Genomic DNA, 20,134 nt, shown 5'->3' with positions numbered 1-20,134 from the left:
GGGCACCCGATCGGTTCGCGCCGCTTCCTGCCCGCAGGCCCCGCTGCTAAGGTCGATCCGATGTCCCGCCCGCTGGCCGTGGCGTTCGGCCTGTCCGCAGGCCCGGTCGTGGCGCTGGGCTTCGCACGGTTCGCCTATGGCCTCGTCCTTCCGGCGATGAGGGACGACCTGCAGTGGTCGTTCGGGACCGCGGGGCAGCTGAACACGGCGAACGCGGTGGGCTACCTGGCCGGTGCGCTGATCGCGGCGCCGCTCGCCCGCCGGACCGGCGAGAGCGGCGCGTTCCTCGGCGGCATCGCGGTGACGGCGGTGGCCTTGCTCGCCTCGGCCGCGACCTCGGAACTTCCGGCGCTGCTTCTGCTGCGTGCCCTGTCCGGGGGCACGGGAGCGGTGTGCTTCGTCGTCGGCGGCGCACTCACATCACGGGCCGGGCTGGGCCGCTCCGACCGATTCGCCACGCTGCTGCTGGGGATCTACTTCGCCGGGAGCGGACTGGGCATGGTGATCTCCGGTGCCGTTGTCCCCGTGGTGCTGGCGGCATGGGGCTGGCGCGCGGCCTGGCTGGTGCTGGGCGGCCTCGCCTCGGCCGTGCTCGTCGTGGCGGTGGTGGCCGTCCGCGCGGCCCGTGACGGCGCCCCCGCGCCCGCCGGTGAAGGCGAGAAGGGGCCACGGCGCTGGCCCGTCCGGCCGGTTGCGGCCTTGCTCCTCGCCTATGGCCTGTTCGGGGTCGGGTACATCGCCTACATGACGTTCGTCGTCGCCTACCTCGTGCAAGCCGGTGCCGGGGTGGGCGAGGTGACGGCGTTCTGGGTCGTCCTGGGCTTGGCAGCGGTGGCAGGCGGCTTCTTCTGGGGCGCCGTGCTGGGCGGGCTGCGTGGGGGCTCCGGGGCGGCATTGGTGCTGGCGGTCCTCGCGATCGGCGCGGGACTGCCGCTGGTGTGGCACGGTGCGGAGGCCGCGTTCGTTTCGGCGGTGTTGTTCGGCCTGGCGTTCCTGAACGTCATGACGGCGGTGTCTTCGGCTGCCCGGCGCCTGCTCCCGCCGTGGCAGTGGACGTCGGCCATCGCCGGTCTGACCGTCGGGTTCGCGCTGGGGCAGGGGATCGGGCCGGTGGTGGCGGGGTTCGTGTCGGACGGGCCCGGCGGGATCGGCGCGGGGCTCGGTGTCGGTTTCGGGCTGCTGGTTTTCGCCGGTCTTGCGGCGCTCGCCCAGCCGCGTGAACCGGCGTCCATCGAAAAGGGGAGAGGGGAACGGTGAGCGAGAACAAGCTTTCCGCGGCGGAATTCGCAGCGGCCATGCGAGACTACGGCGTCCGCAGGGTGACGGGTGTGCCGTGCGGCCAGCTGGCCGGACCCTGGGCGCTGTTCGACGGGCTCGGCCGGCTGACCCCGGCGGTCAACGAGGGCGCGGCGCTGGCCCTCGCGGCGGGGTGGGAGCTCGGCGGTACGCCCGCCGCGGTGCTCTGCCAGAACTCCGGTCTGGGCAATCTGGTCAATCCGCTGGCGTCGCTGCTCCTGCCCTGCCGGATACCGGTGTTCGTGGCGATGACGTTGCGGGGCTGGCCGGACCCGGCCTCGGACGAACCGCAACACGCCGCGATGGGCGGCGGATCGCTGCCGATCCTGGACGCGCTGGGTGTGCCGCACGCCGTGGTGCGCCGTGAACCCGATGGCTTGGCGGAGCTGTTCGAGCAGGCGCGGCGAGCTCGGCGTGCCGGACTCCCGTTCTTCGCGCTGGTTCCCCGAGGCACGTTCGCCGCGGCCGGGCGGGTGCCGTCCGCCGAGCGCCCGGACGACGCGCTGACGAGACCGCTCGTGGTGGCTGCTTTGATGGCCGAGCTCGGCGACGAGCTGCTGGTCACCACGACGGGGTACCTGTCCCGCCAGGCCAACCACGAGCGGGACCGGGCCCGGACGTTCTACATGCAGGGCTCGATGGGACACGCCGCGGCGATCGGGCTCGGGCTCGCGATCGCGCACCCGCACCTTCGCACGGTCGTGCTCGACGGCGACGGTGCGCTGCTGATGCACCTCGGGACGGGGGCGACGGTGCCGGCCGCCGGCGCGCGGAATCTGGTGCACGTCGTGGTGGACAACGGATGCTACGAATCGACCGGGTGCCAGGGCAGCATCTCGTCCACTGTGGACTGGACTGCGCTCGGGGCGGGGCTCGGCTACGATTCGGTGATCACCTGCGGTACCAGGGAGGACCTGACGAAGACGATGCGCTGGGCCTTGCGGGCACCGGGACCGGTGCTCTGCGTGCTGGACGTGGTCCCGACGCCGGAGGAGGTGCACCCGCGGGCGAGCGCTTCGGCCGGGCTCGCCGAGCTGACGGACCGGTTCCGGACGGCCGTGGCGGCCGGTGCCCGCCGTTAGGGGCGCGACGACGACACCGGCCTGGTGGCGGCTCGCCGGCGGCCTGGGTGTCTCCGCGATCATCTCCTACGGGACGTCGCAGTACCTGTTCGGCGTGCTGATCGCGCCCTGGCAGCGGGACCTGGGTGCCGGACCGGGGACCTTGGCCGCGGTCTACTCGGCCGGGATGCTGATGAGCGGCTTGTTCGGCCTCCTCGCGGGCCGGTTGCTCGACCGGTTCGGCCCGCGGGGGCCGATGGTGGCGGGCTCGGCCGCATCGGGGGCGGCCCTGCTCGCCATGAGCACCGTCCACGATGCCTGGTGGCTCTTTCCGTTGTGGTCGGGACTGCACGCGCTGGGCATGGGGCTGACCTACTACCCGGTGACCTTCGCCGTTCTCGGCCGGTGGTTCCCCGAACACCGTGCATCCGCGCTGGGCGTGCTGTCGTTCGTCGGCGGGACGTCGTCGCTGGTGTTCGTCCCGCTGGCCGGCTGGCTGGCGGACGCGACGGGCTGGCGAGCGACGCTGGTGGTGATGGGACTCGTCCAGCTGCTGGTCGCGCTGCCGTTGCACGCCCTGCTCCTCCGGCACGGGCGGCCGTGGCAGCGCGAGGACGGGCCTGCGCCGGCCGGATCGCGGCGCGAGGTGTCGCGCGTCGTGCGCAGCGGCTGGTTCTGGGGCCTCACCCTCGGCGGTGCACTGATCATGCTCGCTGCGCACGTCGTTTTCGTCTACCTCGTGCCGTACCTGGCCTCGCGCGGCCTCACCCCGGTCGCCGCGGCGGCCATCGGCGGACTGATCGGCGTGTCGAGCCCGCCGAGCCGGCTGGCGCTGGCCGTGCTCACCCGGATCGTGCGGGCCGCCCGGCTCCTCGTCGCGGTCGTGGTGTTCGCCGCGCTCGGGGTCGCGCTCGTGGTGCTGGCCGCGGGACCGGTGGCATTCGGCGCGGGCGTGATCATGTTCGGAGCGGGGTACGGCGCGCAGGGTCCCCTGCGCGCGCTGGTGCTGTCCCACGAGGCCGATCCGGACGCCTACGGGACGCTGAACGGCCTGCAGAACCTGCCCGCCGCCGCGTTCGGTGCCGGCGGCCCGCTCCTCGCCGGCGGGATGCTGGCGGGTGGCTGGGGCTACGACGCCGTGTTCGCCGGCGTGATCGCGGTGCTTGTGCTGGGGGCCGTGAGTTCCGCTTCGGCTTGGCGCCGGAAGTCAGCCCGGTGAGCCGTCGTGGCCGGTTGACCGCGTGGTCGGGTGCTCCGCCGTCGAGCACCTGCTTGACCTGCCGGGCGGCCTCGAGTGACATGTCTCTGCGCACGGCGTCGACCGCCGATCCGAGATGGGGCGTGAAGAGTGTCCGCGGATGCGCGAGCAGCGCCTGGGGAATGCGTGTGGGCCGGCCCGGCGTGGCCCAGTCCTCGAATGCGAAGACGTCGGCGGCATACCCCGCCAGCCTGCCTGATTCCAGGGCGGCGGCCACGGCCTGCTCGTCGACCACCGAGCCCCGCCCGATGTTGACGAGGTGACTCCCCCTGCGCATCGAATCGAGCGCCGGAGTGTCGATCAGCTGCCGGGTTTCCGCCGTCAGGGGCAGGCACAGGACGACGAGGTCGCTGCCGGACAGCAGGGTCTTCCAGCCGGCACTCCGGACGCCCAGCGCGTCTTCCTCGGCCCGGGAGAGCGGGTGGCGGTCGTGGCAGAGGATGTGCTCGGGCCCGAACGCCGCGAACAGTCGTGCCACGGCCCGGCCGAGCCGTCCCATGCCGGCGATCCCGATCCGGGATCCGCGCAGCCCGGTGCCGTAGAACTCGGGGCGCCAGCCGGCGAACGCTCCCGAACGGACGAGCCGGTCACCGCGGCCGACGTTGCGCATCAGGCCGATCGACAGACCTACGGCGAGTTCCGCGGCCGGCGCCGTCAGCATGTCGGGCAGGATCGCCAGCCACACCCCCCGCCGCGTGCACGCGGCGACGTCGAAGTTGTCGAACCCCTTGAGCGTGGCGCTGACGATCTCGAGCTCCGGGCAGGCCGCGAGCAGCGCGTCGTCCACCCGGTCCGCCATGGACGCGATGAGCGCGTGCGCCCGACCGGCGTATCGGGTGACGTCGGAGCGGGACCAGACGCGGCCGGGTTCGGAGGGCAGCACCACCGTGCTGAACTCGCGGAGGTATTCCGTGACTTCCGGGTGTACCCAATGGGTCACGGCCACTACGGGGCGGTCGGTCATGGCGGCGGTTTCAGGCGCTGCCGGCCGGTTCCGGTTCCGCGCTCGGCATGATTTCCCCTCGGTCGACCGGATCGGGTCTTCGTGACCATCATTCCAGGAATCGGCCGCGGCCGCTGGGAATTTCGGCAAGCGGATCCCGCCGCGATCACGGTGCGCCGCAGCGGAATCCGGGGGAACCCGGTTCGCTGAACCCTGTTCGATGGTGGAGCGCCCGCACGCTTGACGGTGTCGAGCGGGGATGCATATGGTGGATTGCGGAGCCGCGCAATCAACCCATTTAGGGGGTAGGGAAAATGGCGGATCACGGCTACGAGTACGAAGAAATCGACGAGACCGCGCCGCGCAGGCGCCTCGCCGCGCACACGCCGGCGGTGGAAGACTCCTTCAGCTGGATCACCGCGGATGGTGACGAGGAGAGCGAGTAAGCACTGAGGACGAACCGGCGGCCGGCGGTGTCGGAAAACCACCGTCGGCTGCCGGTTCTTCATCGGGGACGGCCACTGGGGGGATCGTGCCATTCGTGTTCGGACGCGACCTGTCGGCGCGTGGTTTTTTTCTCTACCCGGTGTCGGACGGCGATTGGCGATGCGTCACCCCGGACGGCATCCTGATCCGCTTGCGGGTCGAAGACCAAGTGGCCCGGCAAGCGCAGGCCGCTCTGGCCGGTGCGGCCGGTGAGCCGACCGGTACCGCCCGTGAACTGCTTGCCGGGCTTGCCCGGCGTGCCGGGCAACGGACCACCGCGTCCGGAATCGCCACCCGCACGGTGTTCGTGGAAACGGCCGGGCCGGGCAATCCCGTGGCGACGGCCTTGACGACGATCCTGGATTCGCATGTGAAGATCGTCCACGGAACGCCGGAAAGCCCTCTCCCGTCCGAAGCCGGCTTGGTCGTTTCCTGCGCCGGCTGGTTGCCCGACGCCCATTGGCGGGAACTCGACGACCGGTGCGCCGCGGAAGGTGTCGCCTGGCACCGATGTCACGTGGAAGGCGGCCGGATCCGGCTGGGCCCGATGACCGTTCCGGGCGGACTGCGCTACGCCGATGTTCGTGCCCGGCGGCTGGCCGCGAGCGCGGCGGCCGACGAGCTTCGCCTGCTGTGGGCGACCCTCGACGCGGAGCCGTCCCTGCCGGAGCCACGGTGGCCCGGCCCGGGCTCCGTCACGATCGCCGCCGGGCTGCTCGCCGCTGATGTGCTCGCCTACCTCGAGGGCAGGCCGGTCCCCGGTGCCGCGCAAGAACAAGAGGTCGACGGAGTCGAGATCAGCCGGCATCCGGTGCTGCCCCTGCCGGCCTCGCCCGCATCGGTGCCCGCCGGCGGAGTGGAGCGGTTGCTCGATTGCCGGTTCGGCATCGTCACGAGGGTCCGGCGAGTGCCGCCGATGGCGGGGCTGCCCCGGGCGTTCACCGGGTACACCGCGGAAATCGCGGACACGCGGGAATTCGCGTCCTGGCAGGCGGACCGCGAGACCAGTGGCGCGGCGTTGGGTGACGCGGAGCGAGCACGGCGGGCGGCCATCGGGGAAGCGGTCGAACGGTACTGCGGCAACGCGGTGCCGCCGGACCTCGTCACCGGTTCGGCGGCCGCGCTGGCCGCCCGGGGCCGGGAAGTCCTGGACCCGGCCGAGTTCGCCCTCTATTCGCCGGCGCAGTACGCGAGCGCGGGATTCCCGTTCGTCCCCTTCACCCGGCACCTCGAGACCTCCTGGACGACGGGACGAGACCTGCTGACCGGCAGTGACGTCCTGGTCCCGGCCGCATTGACCTACTTGAACGGACCCGGCAACCGGCCGGGAGAACACCCGGCCATCGCGAACCACGCGTTCGCCGGCATCGCCGCGGGAGCGTCCGCCGAGGCCGCCGAGCAGGCGGCTCTCGAAGAGGTGATCGAGCGCGACGCCGTGACGATCTGGTGGTACAGCGGCGCGCCGGCCTCGGCGTTGCGCATGGCGCCGGGAGATCTCCCGGATTCCGTGCCGGGAGATCTCGAATCGGCCGGTCTCACCGCGGGTTTCCTGCGGATTCCGTGTGCGTTCGAGGTGCCCGTCGTCGGGGTCTTCCTCGAAGACCGGGCTCGTGGTCTCGTGGCGTTCGGCTCCGCGTGCCGGGCGACGCCGCAAGCGGCCGCGGAGAAGGCGCTTTGCGAGGCCTTGGTCACCTACGCGGTGGGCCGGGCGCTCGCCGACCCCGATGGCGATTTCTGGCCGGAGGTCCGCGCGGGCCGGGCTTCACCGTCGCCGTACCGGCCATGGCGAGCCGACCGGGGGTACCGCGCTTCGTTCCGCCGGGACTGGCGCGACCTCACGACACTCGACCCGAACGTCCAGCTCTACCTGGATCCCGTCATGCAGGGCGAGCCGATCCGGCGGCTGCGGGAACCCGCCGGATCCACCGAGCTCGCCGCGGTGGCGGGGCCGCCGCGCGCGGCGTACCTGCGCGCGCTCGGCACCCAGGGTCTGCGGGCGGTTTCGGTCGACGTCACGACACCCGACGTCGCATCCGCCGGCCTGCACGTCGCGCGAGTCGTGGTGCCGGGCACCTACCAGCTCGCGCCGGCGGCCTTCCCCGTGCTCGGGGGGACCCGGCTGTACACCGTGCCCGTCGCACGGGGATGGGTGCCCGGCCCGGCCACCGAACGGGACGTCGTGCTTCATCCCCTCCCGTTCGCCTGAACCACCGATGAGCAAAGAAAGAGGAGTCCCGAGCATGCGACTGGGTTTGGCGCTGGGATACACCGGCGAGCCGATGAACGAGGTGCTGCCCGCGGTGCGCGCCGCCGAGGACTCGGGTTACGAGTCGGTCTGGAGCCTCGAAGAGTTCGGCACCGACGGCGTCACGGTGCTGGGCTACCTGGCCGCCAAGACCGAGCGGATCAAGCTCGGCACCGGCATCCTGCAGATCGCCCCGCGCACTCCGACGCTCACGGCACAGACCGCCACCGCGCTCGACGCCCTGTCGGACGGCCGCACGCTGCTGGGCCTCGGTCTGTCGCAGCCGTGGCTGGTCGAACGGTGGCACGGCCGGCCGTTCGGCAGCCCGGTCGAGGTGCTCCGCGAGTACGTGACGATCGTCCGCGAGGCCATTGCCCGGGAAGCCCCGCTCGAATTCGACGGCCGCCACTACCAGATCCCCTATCGCGGCCCGGACGCGCGAAGCGAACCCAAGGGCATCAAGCTGCTCTACCCGCCGCCGCGGCCGCACATCCCGATCTACCTCGGGACGACCGGACCGCGGACGGTCTCCCTCACCGGGGAGATTGCCGACGGCTGGCTGGCCGGCGGCCTGTACACGCCGGAACACGAAGACGTCGTGCTCCGGCCACTCGACGAAGGTATCCGCCGCGCCGGGCGGCCGGCCTCGGACGTGGAGATCGCGAGGATCGTCGACGTCCTGCTCGACGACGACCTCGACGCTGCCCGGGGCGAAGTGCGGCAGGTCCTGGCGTCCTACCTCGGCCCGAAGGGAGCCGGCGTCACGAACGTGCACTTCGACCAGGCCTGCGAAATGGGGTTCGAGTCGGAGGCGCAGAAGATCCGTGAACTGTTCGTCGCCGGAAAGCGGCGGGAGGCGGCGGCCGCCGTCCCGGACGCCCTGGTCGACGCCTACGCCCTGATCGGCCCGCTGCCGCGGATCGTCGACCGGCTCGCCGCCTGGAAGGAGTCGCGGGTCGGCACGCTCGTCCTGCTGACCCGCGACGTCGAGGTGATCGAAGCCGCTGCGCAAGCCCTGCGGTGAGCCGGGCCGAGCAGGTGTCCCCATCGTGAGCGGAAGCGGCTCCCCGCTCGCGGGAGGTGGTGGGCCCGGCACCGTCCGGTCCCACCACCGCGCGCCCGCGTTGACGCGTGCGGAAGCCGCTGCGCGATCGGCGATCGTCCACGACCCGGTGTACGAGGTCGAGCTCGACCTGCGCGCGCCGACGGAGTTCGCCACCCGGACGACGGTGCGGTTCGGTGCCGTGGCAGGCACCGCCACGTTCATCGACTTCGCGGCGGACGAAGTCGAGCACGCCAGCTTCAACGGCCGCCCGATCGCCGCTTCGGAGCACCGGATCCGCTTGCCGGACTTGCAGCCCGGCAACGAACTCGTCGTGCACGCGCGGAGCGGATACTCCCGCACCGGTCTCGGATTGCACCGATTCCAGGACCCGGCCGACGGCGAGACCTGCGTTTACACGCAATGCCAGCCGTTCGAAGCGCACCGCATCTACCCGTGCTTCGACCAGCCCGATCTGAAGGCCCGCATCGGTTTCCGTGTGCTCGCTCCGGAAGACTGGCTCGTGGTGAGCAACGGCTCGGCCGAGAGTACCGGGCCGAGCTGGCGGTTCACGTCGGTGCCCCGGATCCCCACGTACGTCGGCGCGGTCGCGGCGGGTCCCTTCCATCATGTGCGCGACACTCACCACGGCTTGCCGCTCAACCTCTACTGCCGACGCTCCCTGGCACCGCACCTGGACGCCGCCGAGATCTTCCGCCTGACGAAGGAAGGCCTCGACTTCTGCACCGGATTCTTCGGCCATCCCTACCCGTTTGCCTCCTACGACCAGGTGTTCGTCCCCGAGTTCCCGATGGGCGGCATGGAGAACGCGGCCTGCGTGCTGCTCGACGAGCGGTTCGTGTTCCCTTCGCCGCCCGGCGAAGCACGGCACCTCACGCGGGCCACCGTGGTGTTCCACGAGATGGTCCACATGTGGTTCGGGAACCTCGTGACCATGCGGTGGTGGGATGACCTGTGGTTGAACGAATCCTTCGCCACCTACCTGGCGTCGCGGGGCGTCGCCGAGGCCACCCGGTTCGGTGAGCGGGCGTGGGTCGAGTTCTCCCTCCGCCGGAAGGCCCGGGCGTACGAGGACGACCAGGGGCAGGCGGCGCGTCCCGTGCTGGCCGAGGTGGCCACGACGGACGGTCTGCTGAGCCGGTTCGACAGCGTCGTCTACGGCAAGGGGGCGGCGCTGCTCAGGCAGCTCGAGCACTGGGTCGGCCAGGCCGGGTTCCAGGCCGCGGTAAGGGAGTTCATTCGCGTCAACGCCTTCGGAGTCGCCGATCGCACCGATTTCTTCGCCGCATTGGACCACGCTTCCGGGCGGGTGGTGGACGACTGGGTCCGGCACTGGCTCCGGACCACCGGCGTGCCGACGCTGCGAGCCGAGACGGTGGTGGGCGACGACGGACGCTACCGCTTCTTCGGGATCCGCCAGCTGCCCGCCGAGCCCGGATCGGCACCGCGTGGGCACCGAGTGGCGATCGGGCTTTACCGCGACGAGGCCGGGGCCCTCACGCGTACTGAACTGTCCGAAGTGGACGTCGATGACGAGTGCACGGCGGTCCCGGCGCTCGTCGGGGCGCCCGCGGCGGATCTGGTGCTGCTCAACGACGACGACCTGGCTTACGCGCGAACGTCGTTCGACGCCATCTCCCTGGAGACGCTCATCGGGCGGCTGAGCGATATCCCGGACACCCTGCCCCGCGTGCTGTGCTGGAATGCGTTGTGGGACATGACGCGCAGCGCGTCGCTGCCCACCCGCGACTGGGTCGAGGTGGTGATCCGGCACGCGGTGGCCGAGCGCGAGCCGGCCGTGCTCCGGGGAATTCTGCGGCAGACCACCTACGCGGTCCACCACTTCTGCGCGGCCGGCCGGGTGCCCGGTGTGCACCGGTCCCTGGCCGAGGCCGCGCGCGCCGCCCTGGCGGGCGCCGGACCCGGCAGTACCCACCAGAAGATCTGGTGCCGGTACGTGATCACGCACGATCCGGACCCGGCGTTCGCCCGGGGACTCCTGTCGGGCGAGGTGACGGTCGACGGCCTGACCGTCGACCGCGGGCTGCGGTGGCACGTCGTCATCCGGCTGGCGGCATCGGGCGTCATCGGCGAAGACGTCATCGCCGCCGAACGCGACGGGGATCCCGCTGATCGGCGGGCGTGGCTGGCCTGGGCCGGCCGTCCGGAGCCGGCGGCCAAAGCGGAGGCCTTCGCCGCCGCGCTCGACGGCGTCCGCGACGGGCGGTCGCTGTCACTGGCCACGCGGGACGCGATTCTCACGGGGTTCTGGCGACCGGGACAGGAAGAAGTACTGGCGGCCTACGCCGAAGGCGCGTGGGTCGACGCGATCCGGCGCCTGTGGGCGGAACCCCGGACCGAAGAGGAACGGCTGACCCTGACCGAAGCGCTGTACCCGGCCTGCCGGGCGAGCCCGGAGGTGCTTGCCTCCGCCGATCGGGCGCTGAGAGGTACTCTCCCGGCCGCAGCTCGTGGCATTGTGAAGGCGGGCAGGGAGGAAACACTGGTCGCTCTCCGCGCTCAAGACGCGGATGGCGACGCACGAATGGGGGAACGGTGATCAAGGCGCTGCTCCGGCTTGCTTGGCCGTTGACGCTCAGTGGCTTGGTGACCGTCGTCATCTCGGGCAACGACACCGTGTTCCTCGGCCGGATCGGCGCCGGCGCCGTGGCTGCCGGCGCCACGGCCGTCGGCGTCTACGCGGTGGCAACGGCCCTGCTGAACGGCTTCGCCTTGCCCGCGCAGGTGCTCACCGCGCGGCACCGGGGCGCGGGTGCCCCCGTCGAGGCGGCCCGCAGCGCGGAACACACCGCGTCCCTCGCCTTCTGGGGCAGCGTCCCCCTGGTGATCGTGCTCATGCTGCTCGCCGAACCCCTGATCCACCTGATCGCGGGCTCGGCGGTCGACGTGACGACCGCGGCGGCCTACCTGCGGATCCTGGCCGGAGGCCTGCCGCTGTTCGCCGTCGGCGTCGTGCTGGGCGGCTTCGCGACCGGAGTCGGCAGGTCGCGGGTGGTGCTGGTCGGCACCCTCTGTTCCGCGGCGATCGACATCGGCGGGACGTCGCTGCTCTTCACTTTCGGCGGGGGCACTCTCGGCGTCGCCGTGGGAACACTCGCGGGCTCGGTTGCGCCGGCCGTTGTCGCGTTGGCGTGGTTGCGGTCGTTGAAGCGCGAGGGTATTGCCGTACCCGCCGTGCGGGAGATGCTGCGGCGGCCGGACTTCCGGCACGAGGCCTGGGCCCTCGGCTGGCCGGGTGCGTTGCTCGGGGCGACCGGAGTGGGTTCGTCGGTCGTGGTCACCGTGCTGCTGGCACCGAGCGGGACGGTGGTGCTGGCGACCGTCCGCGCGCTCGATGTCGTCGAGCGGCCGGTGTGGACGCTGATCTACAGCCTCGCCACTGCGGGGACCACGCTGCTCGCCGTCCGCGTCGGCGCCGGCGACCGGGAGGGACACGACCGCGTGGTACGGACACTTGCCGCCGCCGCGGCGGTGATCGCCGTGTGCTGCGTGGTCTCCCTGCCACCGGTGACCCCGGCGATGCTGCGCGTGGTCGTAGAGGACCCGCAGGTGGCCGCGGCGGCCGGGCCGATTGTCTGGATCTATTGGGCCCAGGTGCTGTGGATGGCGGCGACGGCGACGACCAACGCGGTGCTGCGGGCCCACGGTGACACCCGGACCCCCTTGCGGGCCAGCTTGATCGGCGAGTACGCGGTGTTCCTGCCGGTCGGCTGGCTGCTCTGCCGGTGGCTCGGGCTCGGGCTGTCCGGCGTCTACGTCGCGCACCATGTCTTCTGGGCGGCGTTCCTCGTGGTCGGCCTGATCGCGGCCCGGCGGCGGGTCGCCGGTGGCCTGCCGCACCGTTCTCTGGACGAACACGAGTCCAGTCCTTCTGGGAAAGGCACGGAATGAAACTGAGACAGATCGTACTGACGGTACTGTGCGTGTCGGTCACCGCCCTTTTCGCGCCGGCGGCTTCGGCCACCTCCGGCACGACCGGACGCGCGGAAGCCGCGGCGGGCTGGCTGGCGCGTCAGCTGGTCGACGGCAACCATTTCGAGGTCGAATTCGATGGCCAGAAGTTTCCCGACGCGGGGCTGACCATCGACGGCATCTTCGCCTTCGCCGCAGCCAAGGTCGCGGACACCGCGGGCGGCAACGCCATCGCCTGGCTGGCACGACCGGATGTCCTGTCCGGTTACGCCGGCGACGGCACAGCCGAGTCCTACGCCGGCGCCACGGCCAAAGCTTCGCTCGCCGCACAGGTCCGCGGGCTCGACCCGGCCGCCTTCGGGGGCGTCGACCTGCTTGCGCGATTGCGTGCCCTGCTCACGCCGTCCGGCCGCTTCTCCGATCACTCCGCCTTCGGCGATTTCAGCAACTCCTTCAGCCAGGCCCTGGCGATCATCACGCTGGCTCGTACGCCGGGCGGGGCGCCGGCCGCGGCGGTCGACTTCGAAGCGGGAACCCAGTGCCCTGACGGCAGCTTCCCGCCGAGTTTCGATGCCGGACCGTGTGTCGGAGACACCGATGCCACCGCCGTCGTGATCCAGGCGATGCTCGCCGCCGGGCGTCCGGCCGTGGCGCAGCGGGCGCTGACCTGGCTTGTCGGCAAGCAGCAGGCGAACGGGGGGCTGTCGACGGCTCACGGTGACCCGGGGAGCGCGCCGAACGCCAACACCACCGGCGTGGCCGGGCAGGCGTTCCGCGCCGGTGGGCGGATCCACGCCGCCCAGAAGGCAAAGGCATTCGTGGTCAGCCTGCAGGTCGGCTGCGAAGGCGCACCCGCGGACCGCGGCGCCATCGCCTTCGACGCGAGCGGGGTCAATCCGAACAACGTCGTGCGAGCGACCGCACAAGGCGTGCTCGGGCTCGGCGCCCCGAGCTTGGCCAAACTGACGGCTGCGGGATCGAAGCCGTCGGCGCCGGAGTTGGTCTGTCCGTAGTGAAGTGCCCCGCAGGGCTGGGGATCCCGGTCCTGCGGGGTGTACAGTCCTTTTACTGTGCGGGTTTCGGGTCGGCAGGTTTTCGGGTCGGCAACGGGGGACAGGTCGGGCATGGGGGTTCGGTTGGTTTCCGGCACGGCCACGATCGTGGCCGCGGCGGCCCTTTGCCTTGCCGTGGCCCCCGCGGCATCCGCGGTACCGGACTGGCCTGCCGCCAAATCCGTTTCACAGTGGCTCGCCGGCCGGCTCGGGCGCGACGGCGTCCTGCCGAACCCCGATGGGGGCAGTTTGCCCGACCACGCGCTGATGATCGATGTGCTGTTCGCCCTGCAGGCAAGCGGTGACGGCGAGCTCGCGGAACCGATCGCCGATTACCTCGGCAAGCACGCCAAGGAGTACTTCACCTGGGAGGGTCTGCTGCCCGGCCAGGGGTATGACGCGGTCATCGTCGGTGGTGCCGCGGCGAAAGTGCTCGTCGCCGCGGAAGCGGCCGGCCGGGACCCGCGGAAGTTCGGTGGCTACGACATGGTCGCCGAGACCGAAGCGGCGATCATGCGCTCGGGTCCGGACCGGGGCCGGGTGAGTGACTATGCGAAGAACCCCGAGCTCGCGGGTGCCGTGAGCAACGACTCCAACGTCTTCGGCCAGGCGCTCGGCGTCCTCGGGCTGGCCGGGGTGGCGCGGAACGACCGGCTCGCGATCGACCGCCTGGTGAGCCAGCAGTGCACCGAGGGCTACTTCCGGGTGAACTTCGGCTACATCCCGACCTCGGAGACCGGGGACCACGTCACACCCAACGGGTACAAGCTGTCCTCGTGCAACGAGGGCAAACCTTTCGCCCAATCGGCGCCCGATGGGGACACCACCGGTATCGGCCTGTCGGCGCTGCTCGCCGCTCGCTCCGCCGGCGCGGCCGGGCTCGACGGCGCCATCGGCCGCGCGGTGGCCTGGCTGGCGGCGAACCAGGACCCCGGTGGCGGCTGGGGCGGCGGAGTCGGGACCGAGGCCCCCAACACCAACAGCTCCGGGCTCATCGTGCAGGCACTTGCCGACGCCGGGGGAGCGGACGCGCAGGTGCGCAAGGGAACCGCCTACCTCAAGGCGGCTCAGGTGACCACGGCCGACTCCGGCAACCGTCTGGCCGGCCAGACCGGCGCGATCGCGTACACCCCGCAGTCCTATGTGGACGCTCGGAGGACCGGGATCACCGCGGCGGATCCGTGGATCCGGGCCAGTGCGCAGGCGGCGCTCGGGTTGTCGCAGATCGGCTTCCGCGACCTCGTCCACGGCAAGCACCTGCTCCCGCCGCCACCGGATGAGCCACCCGCCGCGGGTGCCGGCGCACCGGCCGGGACGTCTGGGGCGGGCAGGTATCCCGGAACGAAGACACCGCCGCGGGAATCGCCGGTCACCGCAGCCGTGGCGGCGGACGCCGGGTCGCCGCCTTCCCCCGGCACCCCCGCCGGACGGCTCGGTGCGTACCTGGCGCGAAGCCTGGTCGGCGGCGACCACGTCGAGATCACGCAGGACAGCCGGACGTACGTCGACTACGACGCCACGGCCGATCTCGTGCTCGCCCTGCGCACCCTCGGACAACAGCCGGAAGCCGTCGGTCGGGCGACGCGTTTCCTCCTGGAGCCCGGCTCGATCGAGGCCTACGCCCACGGTGCGCCCTACGAGACCGGACCCGCGAACTATGCCGAGCCGCTGGCGAAACTGGCCGTCGTCGCAGCGTTCGCGGGTGCGGACGGCAGCCGGCTGCGGGCGGATCTGGCGCAGTTGCGCAAGGACGACGGCCGGTTTGCCGATACCGGTGCGTTCGCCGACAACGACGGTTCCGTCCGGCGGCACGCGTGGGCGACGATCGCCACGATCATGACCGACCGGCGCGCCGCCGAGCCGGTGGTGAACCGGCTGCTGGCGAGCCAGTGTGCCGACGGCACGTTCCCGGAGGAGCTGACCGCCGGGAAGTGCGAGACCGGCGACCTCGCGGCGACCGCACTGGCGGTGACGGCGCTCGGCAGCGCGCCGGCGAACCACCGGGGCGACGGCATGTCCGGCGCTCGGGCCCGTTCGCTCGACCGGGCGGTCGCGGCGCTCGACGGGGCGCTGGGGCCCGGCGGGGTGATCAGGACCGGCGGCAAGGAGAACGGCCCGGTCGACGTCGCGCTCAGCGCGACCGTGGCGGGCGGACGGCAGGCCGCGGGCCGGGACGCGAGTGCCGCCGCGCAGACGCTGGGAGGCCTTCTGCTCGCCGACGGCGGTGTCTCGAAACCGGGCGGGGAGAGCAGTGATTTCCCGGCGAGCCTGGCCGCCGCGCCGGGCGTCGCCGGCCGGTCCTGGCTCGGCGCGGCCGATGCGCCCGTGGTCCCGGCTCCGCGGGCGAGCACGGCCGGCGAACTGCCGGTCCGCGCCGCGGTCCCGGAGGTCGCCGGGTGGCCGGGGTGGCTCGTGCCCGGGCTGGCCGGGCTCGGCTGCCTGCTGGCCGCCGTGTTCGGCTTCGGGATCCGGCATTTCGTCAGGAGGAACACCGACAAGAAGGGGGCACCCGCATGAGGAAACGGTTCATGACCATTGCAGCCGGAGTGGCGCTGCTGGGCGGAACGGCCATCGCGGCCGCCGGGCCGGCCGGAGCCGTGGACCCGACGAAGGGCTACGCCGGGATCTGCACCGGATCGGACGCGCTGACCGGCGTCACGATCGTCGTCGACTTCCAGGAACTCGACGGCAACGGCGGGGTCGCCGCACCGACGATCACCCGGTGTTCGCCGAACGCCAGCCCGGGCACCGCGCGGACCGGCATCAAGGCCCTCCAGGACGCCGGCATCTCCATCGTCGGCACGATCCGGTGGGGGTTCCAGGCCGTGTGCCGGATCGAGGGCCGCCCGACGGCGACCGAGGACATCCCGCGCAACTCCAACCCGACCTACCACGAAGCGTGCGTGAACACCCCGCCCGGGGAAGCGTACTGGGGTTATTGGTACGCCGACGGATCCGGCACCACCTGGACCTACAGCAACTCCGGCGCCACGGCCCGCAACGTGATCCCCGGTGGGTTCGAGGGCTGGTCGTTCTCCCTGAACCACACCCCGACGACCAACCCGCCGCCCGAGGTGACTCCGCGCAACCCGGCGATCGGCTGACCGCCGGATGAGGAGGACCAGCACCCGGCTGGCCATTGCCGTGGCGGCCGCCACGGCAATGGCCGGCTTCACCCCGATGCTGCCCACCGCCGCGGCGATCGACCGGACCAAGGGACGTCCCGGGTTCTGCCCGGACGACACCGGAGTGACCGTCGTCGTGGACTTCCAGCAACTGGGCGGCACGACGATCGTGCGCTGCGATCCGCGGACCGCGCCCGGCACCGGGCTGGACGCGCTCAAGGGCGCGGGTTTCCAGATCGCCGGCCTGCAGCGCTGGGGCGAGGCGTTCGTCTGCCGGATCGAAAACCGGCCGTCGGCGACCGAGGAACTGCCGCTCCAGGGGCGTGCGGGATACCGGGAGTCCTGTTTGGACACTCCACCGCCCGCCGGCTACTGGTCGTACTGGCACGCGGGCAACAACTGCCAGTGGGAGTACAGCCAATGGGGAGCGAAGAACCGTGAGTTCGTCCCCGGTGGTTTCGAGGGCTGGTCGTTCTCCCTGAACGCGCCCGCCGGCGCCAACCCGAAACCGCGCGTGGCCGCGGTCCGGCCGGGCACGTCCGGCCGGCCGTGCCAATCTCCGGACGAACCTCCGCCGGCGGCGAACGACCCGAACGTGCGGCAGGAGCCCGGGGCGGCGGGGGCGCAGCCGGGGCCCGTGGCCGAACCCGGACGATCCGGTTCCGTGCCGACGACCGGTCCCGCCCCCGCCGGCGGCACCGCCCTGCCGCCACCCAAGCCGAGACCCGGTGCGAAGCCGACCGCGGACGACCCGGCGGGCAACGCCGCGTTCACCGGCGCGGAGAACGCCCAGGACGTCGCCGAAACGGCCCGGGAAGAGTCCGGGGCCGGTGCCTACGCACCGTGGGCGGCAGGCGGCGTGCTGATCCTGCTGAGCTCGGCGATCTGGCTGACCGCGCGCCGCCGGAACCGGGCCGGGAAAACCTAGATGCCCGCCGGTTACTTCCTGCCCCGCGATCTGCACCCGGCGGCCTGGTGGGTCTGGACGCTGGGACTCGCGGTGGCGGCGAGCCGCACCACGAACCCGTGGATCCTGCTGACGATCCTGGCCGTAGCCTGCCTCGTCGTCGTGGCCCGGCGTACCGACGCGCCCTGGGCGCTCGCCTTCCGGATCTACGTCTACCTGGGCATGGTGATCATCGGTGTCCGGGTGTTCTTCCGCATCGTCTTCGGCGGCGGCGAAGGCACGACGATCATCCTGCCGCTGCCGGAGATCACGTTGCCCGCGTGGGCCGCGGGCATTCACCTGTTCGGTGACGTCTCGGCCGAATCGCTGCTCGCGGGGTGCTACGACGGCCTCCGGCTGGCGACGATGGTGATCTGCCTCGGCGCGGCCAACGCGCTCGCGAACCCCAAGCGGCTGCTGAAGGCGATGCCGTCCGCGCTGTACGAAATCGGCACGGCGCTGGTCGTGGCGCTGTCGGTGTTCCCCCAGCTGGCCGAGAGCACGTTGCGGGTCCGGCGGGCACGCAAGCTGCGGGGCGAGAGCGGGAAACGGTTCCACGCCCTGCGGACCGTCATCATCCCGGTGCTGGAGGACGCCCTCGACCGGTCGCTGCAGCTCGCCGCGTCGATGGACTCGCGCGGGTACGGCCGCGCGGGCGAAGTCGCGGCGAGGGCTCGGGTGGTCACCGGCACGCTGATGATCGCCGGTCTGCTCGGGGTGTGCGTCGGGGTCTACGCCGGCCTCGACGGCACGATGCCCCGGTTCCTGGCGGTGCCGGTCCTCGTCGCGGGGCTGGTCGTGGCGATGACCGGGTTCCGCTTCGCCGGGCGCCGCGTGCGCCGAACGCGGTACCGCCCGGATCGCTGGCACCTGGCCGAGCTGCTCGTCGCCGGGAGCGGGCTGGCGGTCGCCGCCGTCCTGTTCCTGACCTCCGCCGTGGACCCGGGCGGCCTCGAACCGGCGGCGTCCGTGCTGACGTGGCCGGCGCTCTCCTGGCTGCCGCTCGGGGGCGTCCTGCTGGGCGCCCTGCCCGCCGTGCTCACCCCGGTCCCCGCCCCGCTCACCGCCGTCACGGAGAAAGTGCCCGCATGATCGAGCTGGACCACCTCACCTTCCGGTACGACGGGCACGGCGAGCCGGTGCTCGCGGACGTGACCTTGACCATCGGCGAAGGCGAGCTCGTGCTCGTCGCCGGCCGGACCGGCAGCGGGAAGTCGACGCTGCTGGGCACGATCAACGGGCTCGTCCCGCACTTCACCGGCGGGCACCTGGACGGCGTCGTGTCGGTGGACGGGGTGGCCACCCACGCCCGCCCGCCGCGCGAGTTCGCCCACCTCGTCGGCGTGGTCGGGCAGGATCCGCTCGCGGGGTTCGTCACCGACACGGTGGAGGACGAGCTCGCCTACGGCATGGAACAGCTCGGCATCGCTCCGCAGGTGATGCGCCGGCGCGTCGAGGAAACCCTGGATCTGCTGGGCATCGCCGACCTGCGCCGTCGCGCGTTGCGGTCCCTGTCCGGCGGGCAGCAGCAACGCGTGGCGATCGGCTCCGTGCTGACGATGCACCCGAAGGTGCTGGTGCTGGACGAGCCCACGTCCGCGCTCGACCCGATCGCCGCCGAGGAGGTGCTCGCCACGCTCGCCCGGCTCGTGCAGGACCTCGGCACGACCGTCCTGATGGCCGAGCACCGCATGGAACGGGTCGTCCCGTTCGCGGACCGGATGATCTACGTGCCGGGCGACGGCACGGTGCTCGACGGGACCCCCGGTGAAGTCCTGCGCCGCACCCCGATCGCGCCGCCCATCGTGCAGCTGGGCCGCCTCGCGGGCTGGGACCCGCTGCCCATGTCGGTCCGTGACGCACGCCGGGCGTCGGCGCCGCTGAAGGCCGGGCTCGAGCCGGCGCCGCCGCCGCGCCGGGCCTCGGCGGGCACGGCCGGCGAGCCGCTCCTGACCAGCTCGGGCGTGGTCGTCCGGTACGGTACCGCGGTCGCGGTGCGCGGGGTCGGTCTCGACCTGCACGCGGGCAAGGTGCTCGCCGTCATGGGCCGCAACGGGTCCGGCAAGTCATCCCTGCTGTGGGCGCTGCAGGGTTCCGGGCCGCGCCAAGGCGGCGTCGTGCGCACCGGCGGCACGGACCCGAAGGACCTGCCCGGTGCGAAGGCGCGGAGCCTGGTCGGCCTGGTCCCGCAGACCGCGGGCGACCTGCTCTACCTGACCACGGTGGCCGGCGAGTGCGCGGCGGCGGACCGGGAGTCCGGTGCCGCCCCGGGCACGTGCGAGACCCTGCTGGCGAAGCTCGCGCCGGGCATTCCGCGCGACCGCCATCCCCGCGACCTGTCCGAAGGGCAGCGCCTGGCGCTCGTGCTGGCGGTCCAGCTGTCCGCCGCGCCCCGGGTCATGCTGCTCGACGAGCCCACCCGCGGCCTCGACTACACGGCGAAGGCGGCGCTCGCGGGGATGATCGCCATGCTGGCGGGGGAGGGCCGCGCGGTCGTCGTCGCCACGCACGACGTCGAGTTCGTCGCAAGCGTCGCTGACCGCGTCGTGGTGATGGCCGAAGGCGAGGTCGTCTCCGACGGCCCCACCGCCGAGGTGCTGGGCGGCTCGCCCGCCTTCGCCACCCAGGTGGCCAAGATCCTCGGGGGCCACTGGCTCACGGTCGAGGACGTCGCAGCCGCTCTGACGCCGGCGGTCCCGTGAGCCGGCCCGGACGCGTGGCTCAGG

At 72.3% G+C, this 20,134-nt stretch carries 14 protein-coding genes and 1 pseudogene; 14 read left to right on the top strand and 1 reads right to left on the bottom strand.

Going from position 1 to position 20,134, the window contains the following annotated elements; genetic code table 11:
* The first annotated feature begins 60 nt into the window (after positions 1-60).
* The 3 genes from I4Q55_RS38595 to I4Q55_RS38585 are packed head-to-tail and all read left to right on the top strand — an operon-like array spanning position 61 to position 3,576.
* Positions 61-1,257: a YbfB/YjiJ family MFS transporter gene (locus tag I4Q55_RS38595; RefSeq protein ID WP_206795393.1), complete on the top strand. Its 1,197-nt coding sequence runs from the start codon at positions 61-63 to the stop codon at positions 1,255-1,257.
* Positions 1,254-2,378: a thiamine pyrophosphate-dependent enzyme gene (locus tag I4Q55_RS50785; protein ID WP_206795391.1), complete on the top strand. Its 1,125-nt coding sequence runs from the start codon at positions 1,254-1,256 to the stop codon at positions 2,376-2,378. Before I4Q55_RS38595 ends, I4Q55_RS50785 begins: the two co-directional genes overlap by 4 nt.
* Positions 2,365-3,576: an MFS transporter gene (locus I4Q55_RS38585; protein ID WP_206795389.1), complete on the top strand. Its 1,212-nt coding sequence runs from the start codon at positions 2,365-2,367 to the stop codon at positions 3,574-3,576. The genes I4Q55_RS50785 and I4Q55_RS38585 overlap by 14 nt, the downstream gene beginning before the upstream one ends.
* A gap of 73 nt (positions 3,577-3,649) precedes the next feature.
* On the opposite strand, the pseudogene I4Q55_RS51110 reads toward I4Q55_RS38585, so the two are convergent.
* A pseudogene (locus I4Q55_RS51110) lies at positions 3,650-4,579 on the bottom strand (NAD(P)-dependent oxidoreductase); the annotation flags it as partial.
* A gap of 293 nt (positions 4,580-4,872) precedes the next feature.
* Between I4Q55_RS51110 and I4Q55_RS50395 the strand changes: the two are divergent.
* From I4Q55_RS50395 to I4Q55_RS38530, 11 genes are all read left to right on the top strand, one after another.
* The gene (locus tag I4Q55_RS50395) at positions 4,873-5,004 is read left to right on the top strand and encodes a hypothetical protein (protein ID WP_277992058.1); all 132 of its coding nucleotides are present in this window, start codon (positions 4,873-4,875) and stop codon (positions 5,002-5,004) included.
* Between the two features lie 95 nt (positions 5,005-5,099).
* Entirely contained in the window at positions 5,100-7,250 is a 2,151-nt protein-coding gene (locus I4Q55_RS50780) for a YcaO-like family protein (RefSeq protein WP_206795387.1), read from the top strand.
* A 34-nt stretch (positions 7,251-7,284) separates the two neighbouring features.
* Positions 7,285-8,313 carry an LLM class flavin-dependent oxidoreductase gene (locus tag I4Q55_RS38570; RefSeq protein WP_206795384.1) on the top strand — a complete coding sequence of 343 codons (1,029 nt, stop codon included), beginning with the start codon at positions 7,285-7,287 and terminating at the stop codon, positions 8,311-8,313.
* Between the two features lie 25 nt (positions 8,314-8,338).
* Entirely contained in the window at positions 8,339-10,912 is a 2,574-nt protein-coding gene (gene pepN / locus I4Q55_RS38565; RefSeq protein ID WP_206795382.1) for an aminopeptidase N, read from the top strand.
* Complete coding sequence (locus tag I4Q55_RS38560) at positions 10,909-12,264, top strand: MATE family efflux transporter (RefSeq protein WP_307793429.1); 1,356 nt, start codon at positions 10,909-10,911, stop codon at positions 12,262-12,264. Before pepN ends, I4Q55_RS38560 begins: the two co-directional genes overlap by 4 nt.
* Positions 12,261-13,298, top strand: coding sequence for a peptidase (locus I4Q55_RS38555; protein WP_206795377.1), 1,038 nt, complete (start codon positions 12,261-12,263; stop codon positions 13,296-13,298). Before I4Q55_RS38560 ends, I4Q55_RS38555 begins: the two co-directional genes overlap by 4 nt.
* Before the next feature lie 306 nt (positions 13,299-13,604).
* Complete coding sequence (locus I4Q55_RS38550) at positions 13,605-15,854, top strand: hypothetical protein (protein ID WP_206795375.1); 2,250 nt, start codon at positions 13,605-13,607, stop codon at positions 15,852-15,854.
* An 11-nt stretch (positions 15,855-15,865) separates the two neighbouring features.
* Positions 15,866-16,441, top strand: coding sequence for a flagellar hook-length control protein FliK (locus I4Q55_RS38545; RefSeq protein WP_242547514.1), 576 nt, complete (start codon positions 15,866-15,868; stop codon positions 16,439-16,441).
* Between the two features lie 7 nt (positions 16,442-16,448).
* The gene (locus I4Q55_RS38540) at positions 16,449-17,390 is read left to right on the top strand and encodes an ABC transporter substrate-binding protein (protein ID WP_242547513.1); all 942 of its coding nucleotides are present in this window, start codon (positions 16,449-16,451) and stop codon (positions 17,388-17,390) included.
* The gene (locus tag I4Q55_RS38535; protein ID WP_206795371.1) at positions 17,391-18,500 is read left to right on the top strand and encodes an energy-coupling factor transporter transmembrane component T; all 1,110 of its coding nucleotides are present in this window, start codon (positions 17,391-17,393) and stop codon (positions 18,498-18,500) included.
* On the top strand, positions 18,497-20,110 hold the full coding sequence (locus tag I4Q55_RS38530) for an ABC transporter ATP-binding protein (protein ID WP_206795369.1): 1,614 nt from the start codon (positions 18,497-18,499) through the stop codon (positions 20,108-20,110). Before I4Q55_RS38535 ends, I4Q55_RS38530 begins: the two co-directional genes overlap by 4 nt.
* Positions 20,111-20,134 lie beyond the last annotated feature (24 nt).

This window comes from Amycolatopsis sp. MtRt-6, assembly GCF_017308975.1.
In the GTDB taxonomy this organism is placed as follows: Bacteria; Actinomycetota; Actinomycetes; order Mycobacteriales; family Pseudonocardiaceae; genus Amycolatopsis.
The sequence above is the reverse complement of the archived record's forward strand: the minus strand, read 5'-3'. Positions and strand labels throughout refer to the sequence as shown.

Bases quoted from the DNA above. Each gene is read 5' to 3' on its own strand.
- I4Q55_RS38545 (WP_242547514.1), top strand. From the start codon at position 15,866: ATGACCATTGCAGCCGGAGTGGCGCTGCTGGGCGGAACGGCCATCGCG.
- I4Q55_RS38550 (WP_206795375.1), top strand. From the start codon at position 13,605: ATGATCGATGTGCTGTTCGCCCTGCAGGCAAGCGGTGACGGCGAGCTC.
- I4Q55_RS38555 (WP_206795377.1), top strand. From the start codon at position 12,261: ATGAAACTGAGACAGATCGTACTGACGGTACTGTGCGTGTCGGTCACC.
- I4Q55_RS38530 (WP_206795369.1), top strand. From the start codon at position 18,497: ATGATCGAGCTGGACCACCTCACCTTCCGGTACGACGGGCACGGCGAG.
- I4Q55_RS38535 (WP_206795371.1), top strand. From the start codon at position 17,391: ATGCCCGCCGGTTACTTCCTGCCCCGCGATCTGCACCCGGCGGCCTGG.
- I4Q55_RS38595 (WP_206795393.1), top strand. From the start codon at position 61: ATGTCCCGCCCGCTGGCCGTGGCGTTCGGCCTGTCCGCAGGCCCGGTC.
- I4Q55_RS50395 (WP_277992058.1), top strand. From the start codon at position 4,873: ATGGCGGATCACGGCTACGAGTACGAAGAAATCGACGAGACCGCGCCG.
- I4Q55_RS38570 (WP_206795384.1), top strand. From the start codon at position 7,285: ATGCGACTGGGTTTGGCGCTGGGATACACCGGCGAGCCGATGAACGAG.
- I4Q55_RS38540 (WP_242547513.1), top strand. From the start codon at position 16,449: ATGAGGAGGACCAGCACCCGGCTGGCCATTGCCGTGGCGGCCGCCACG.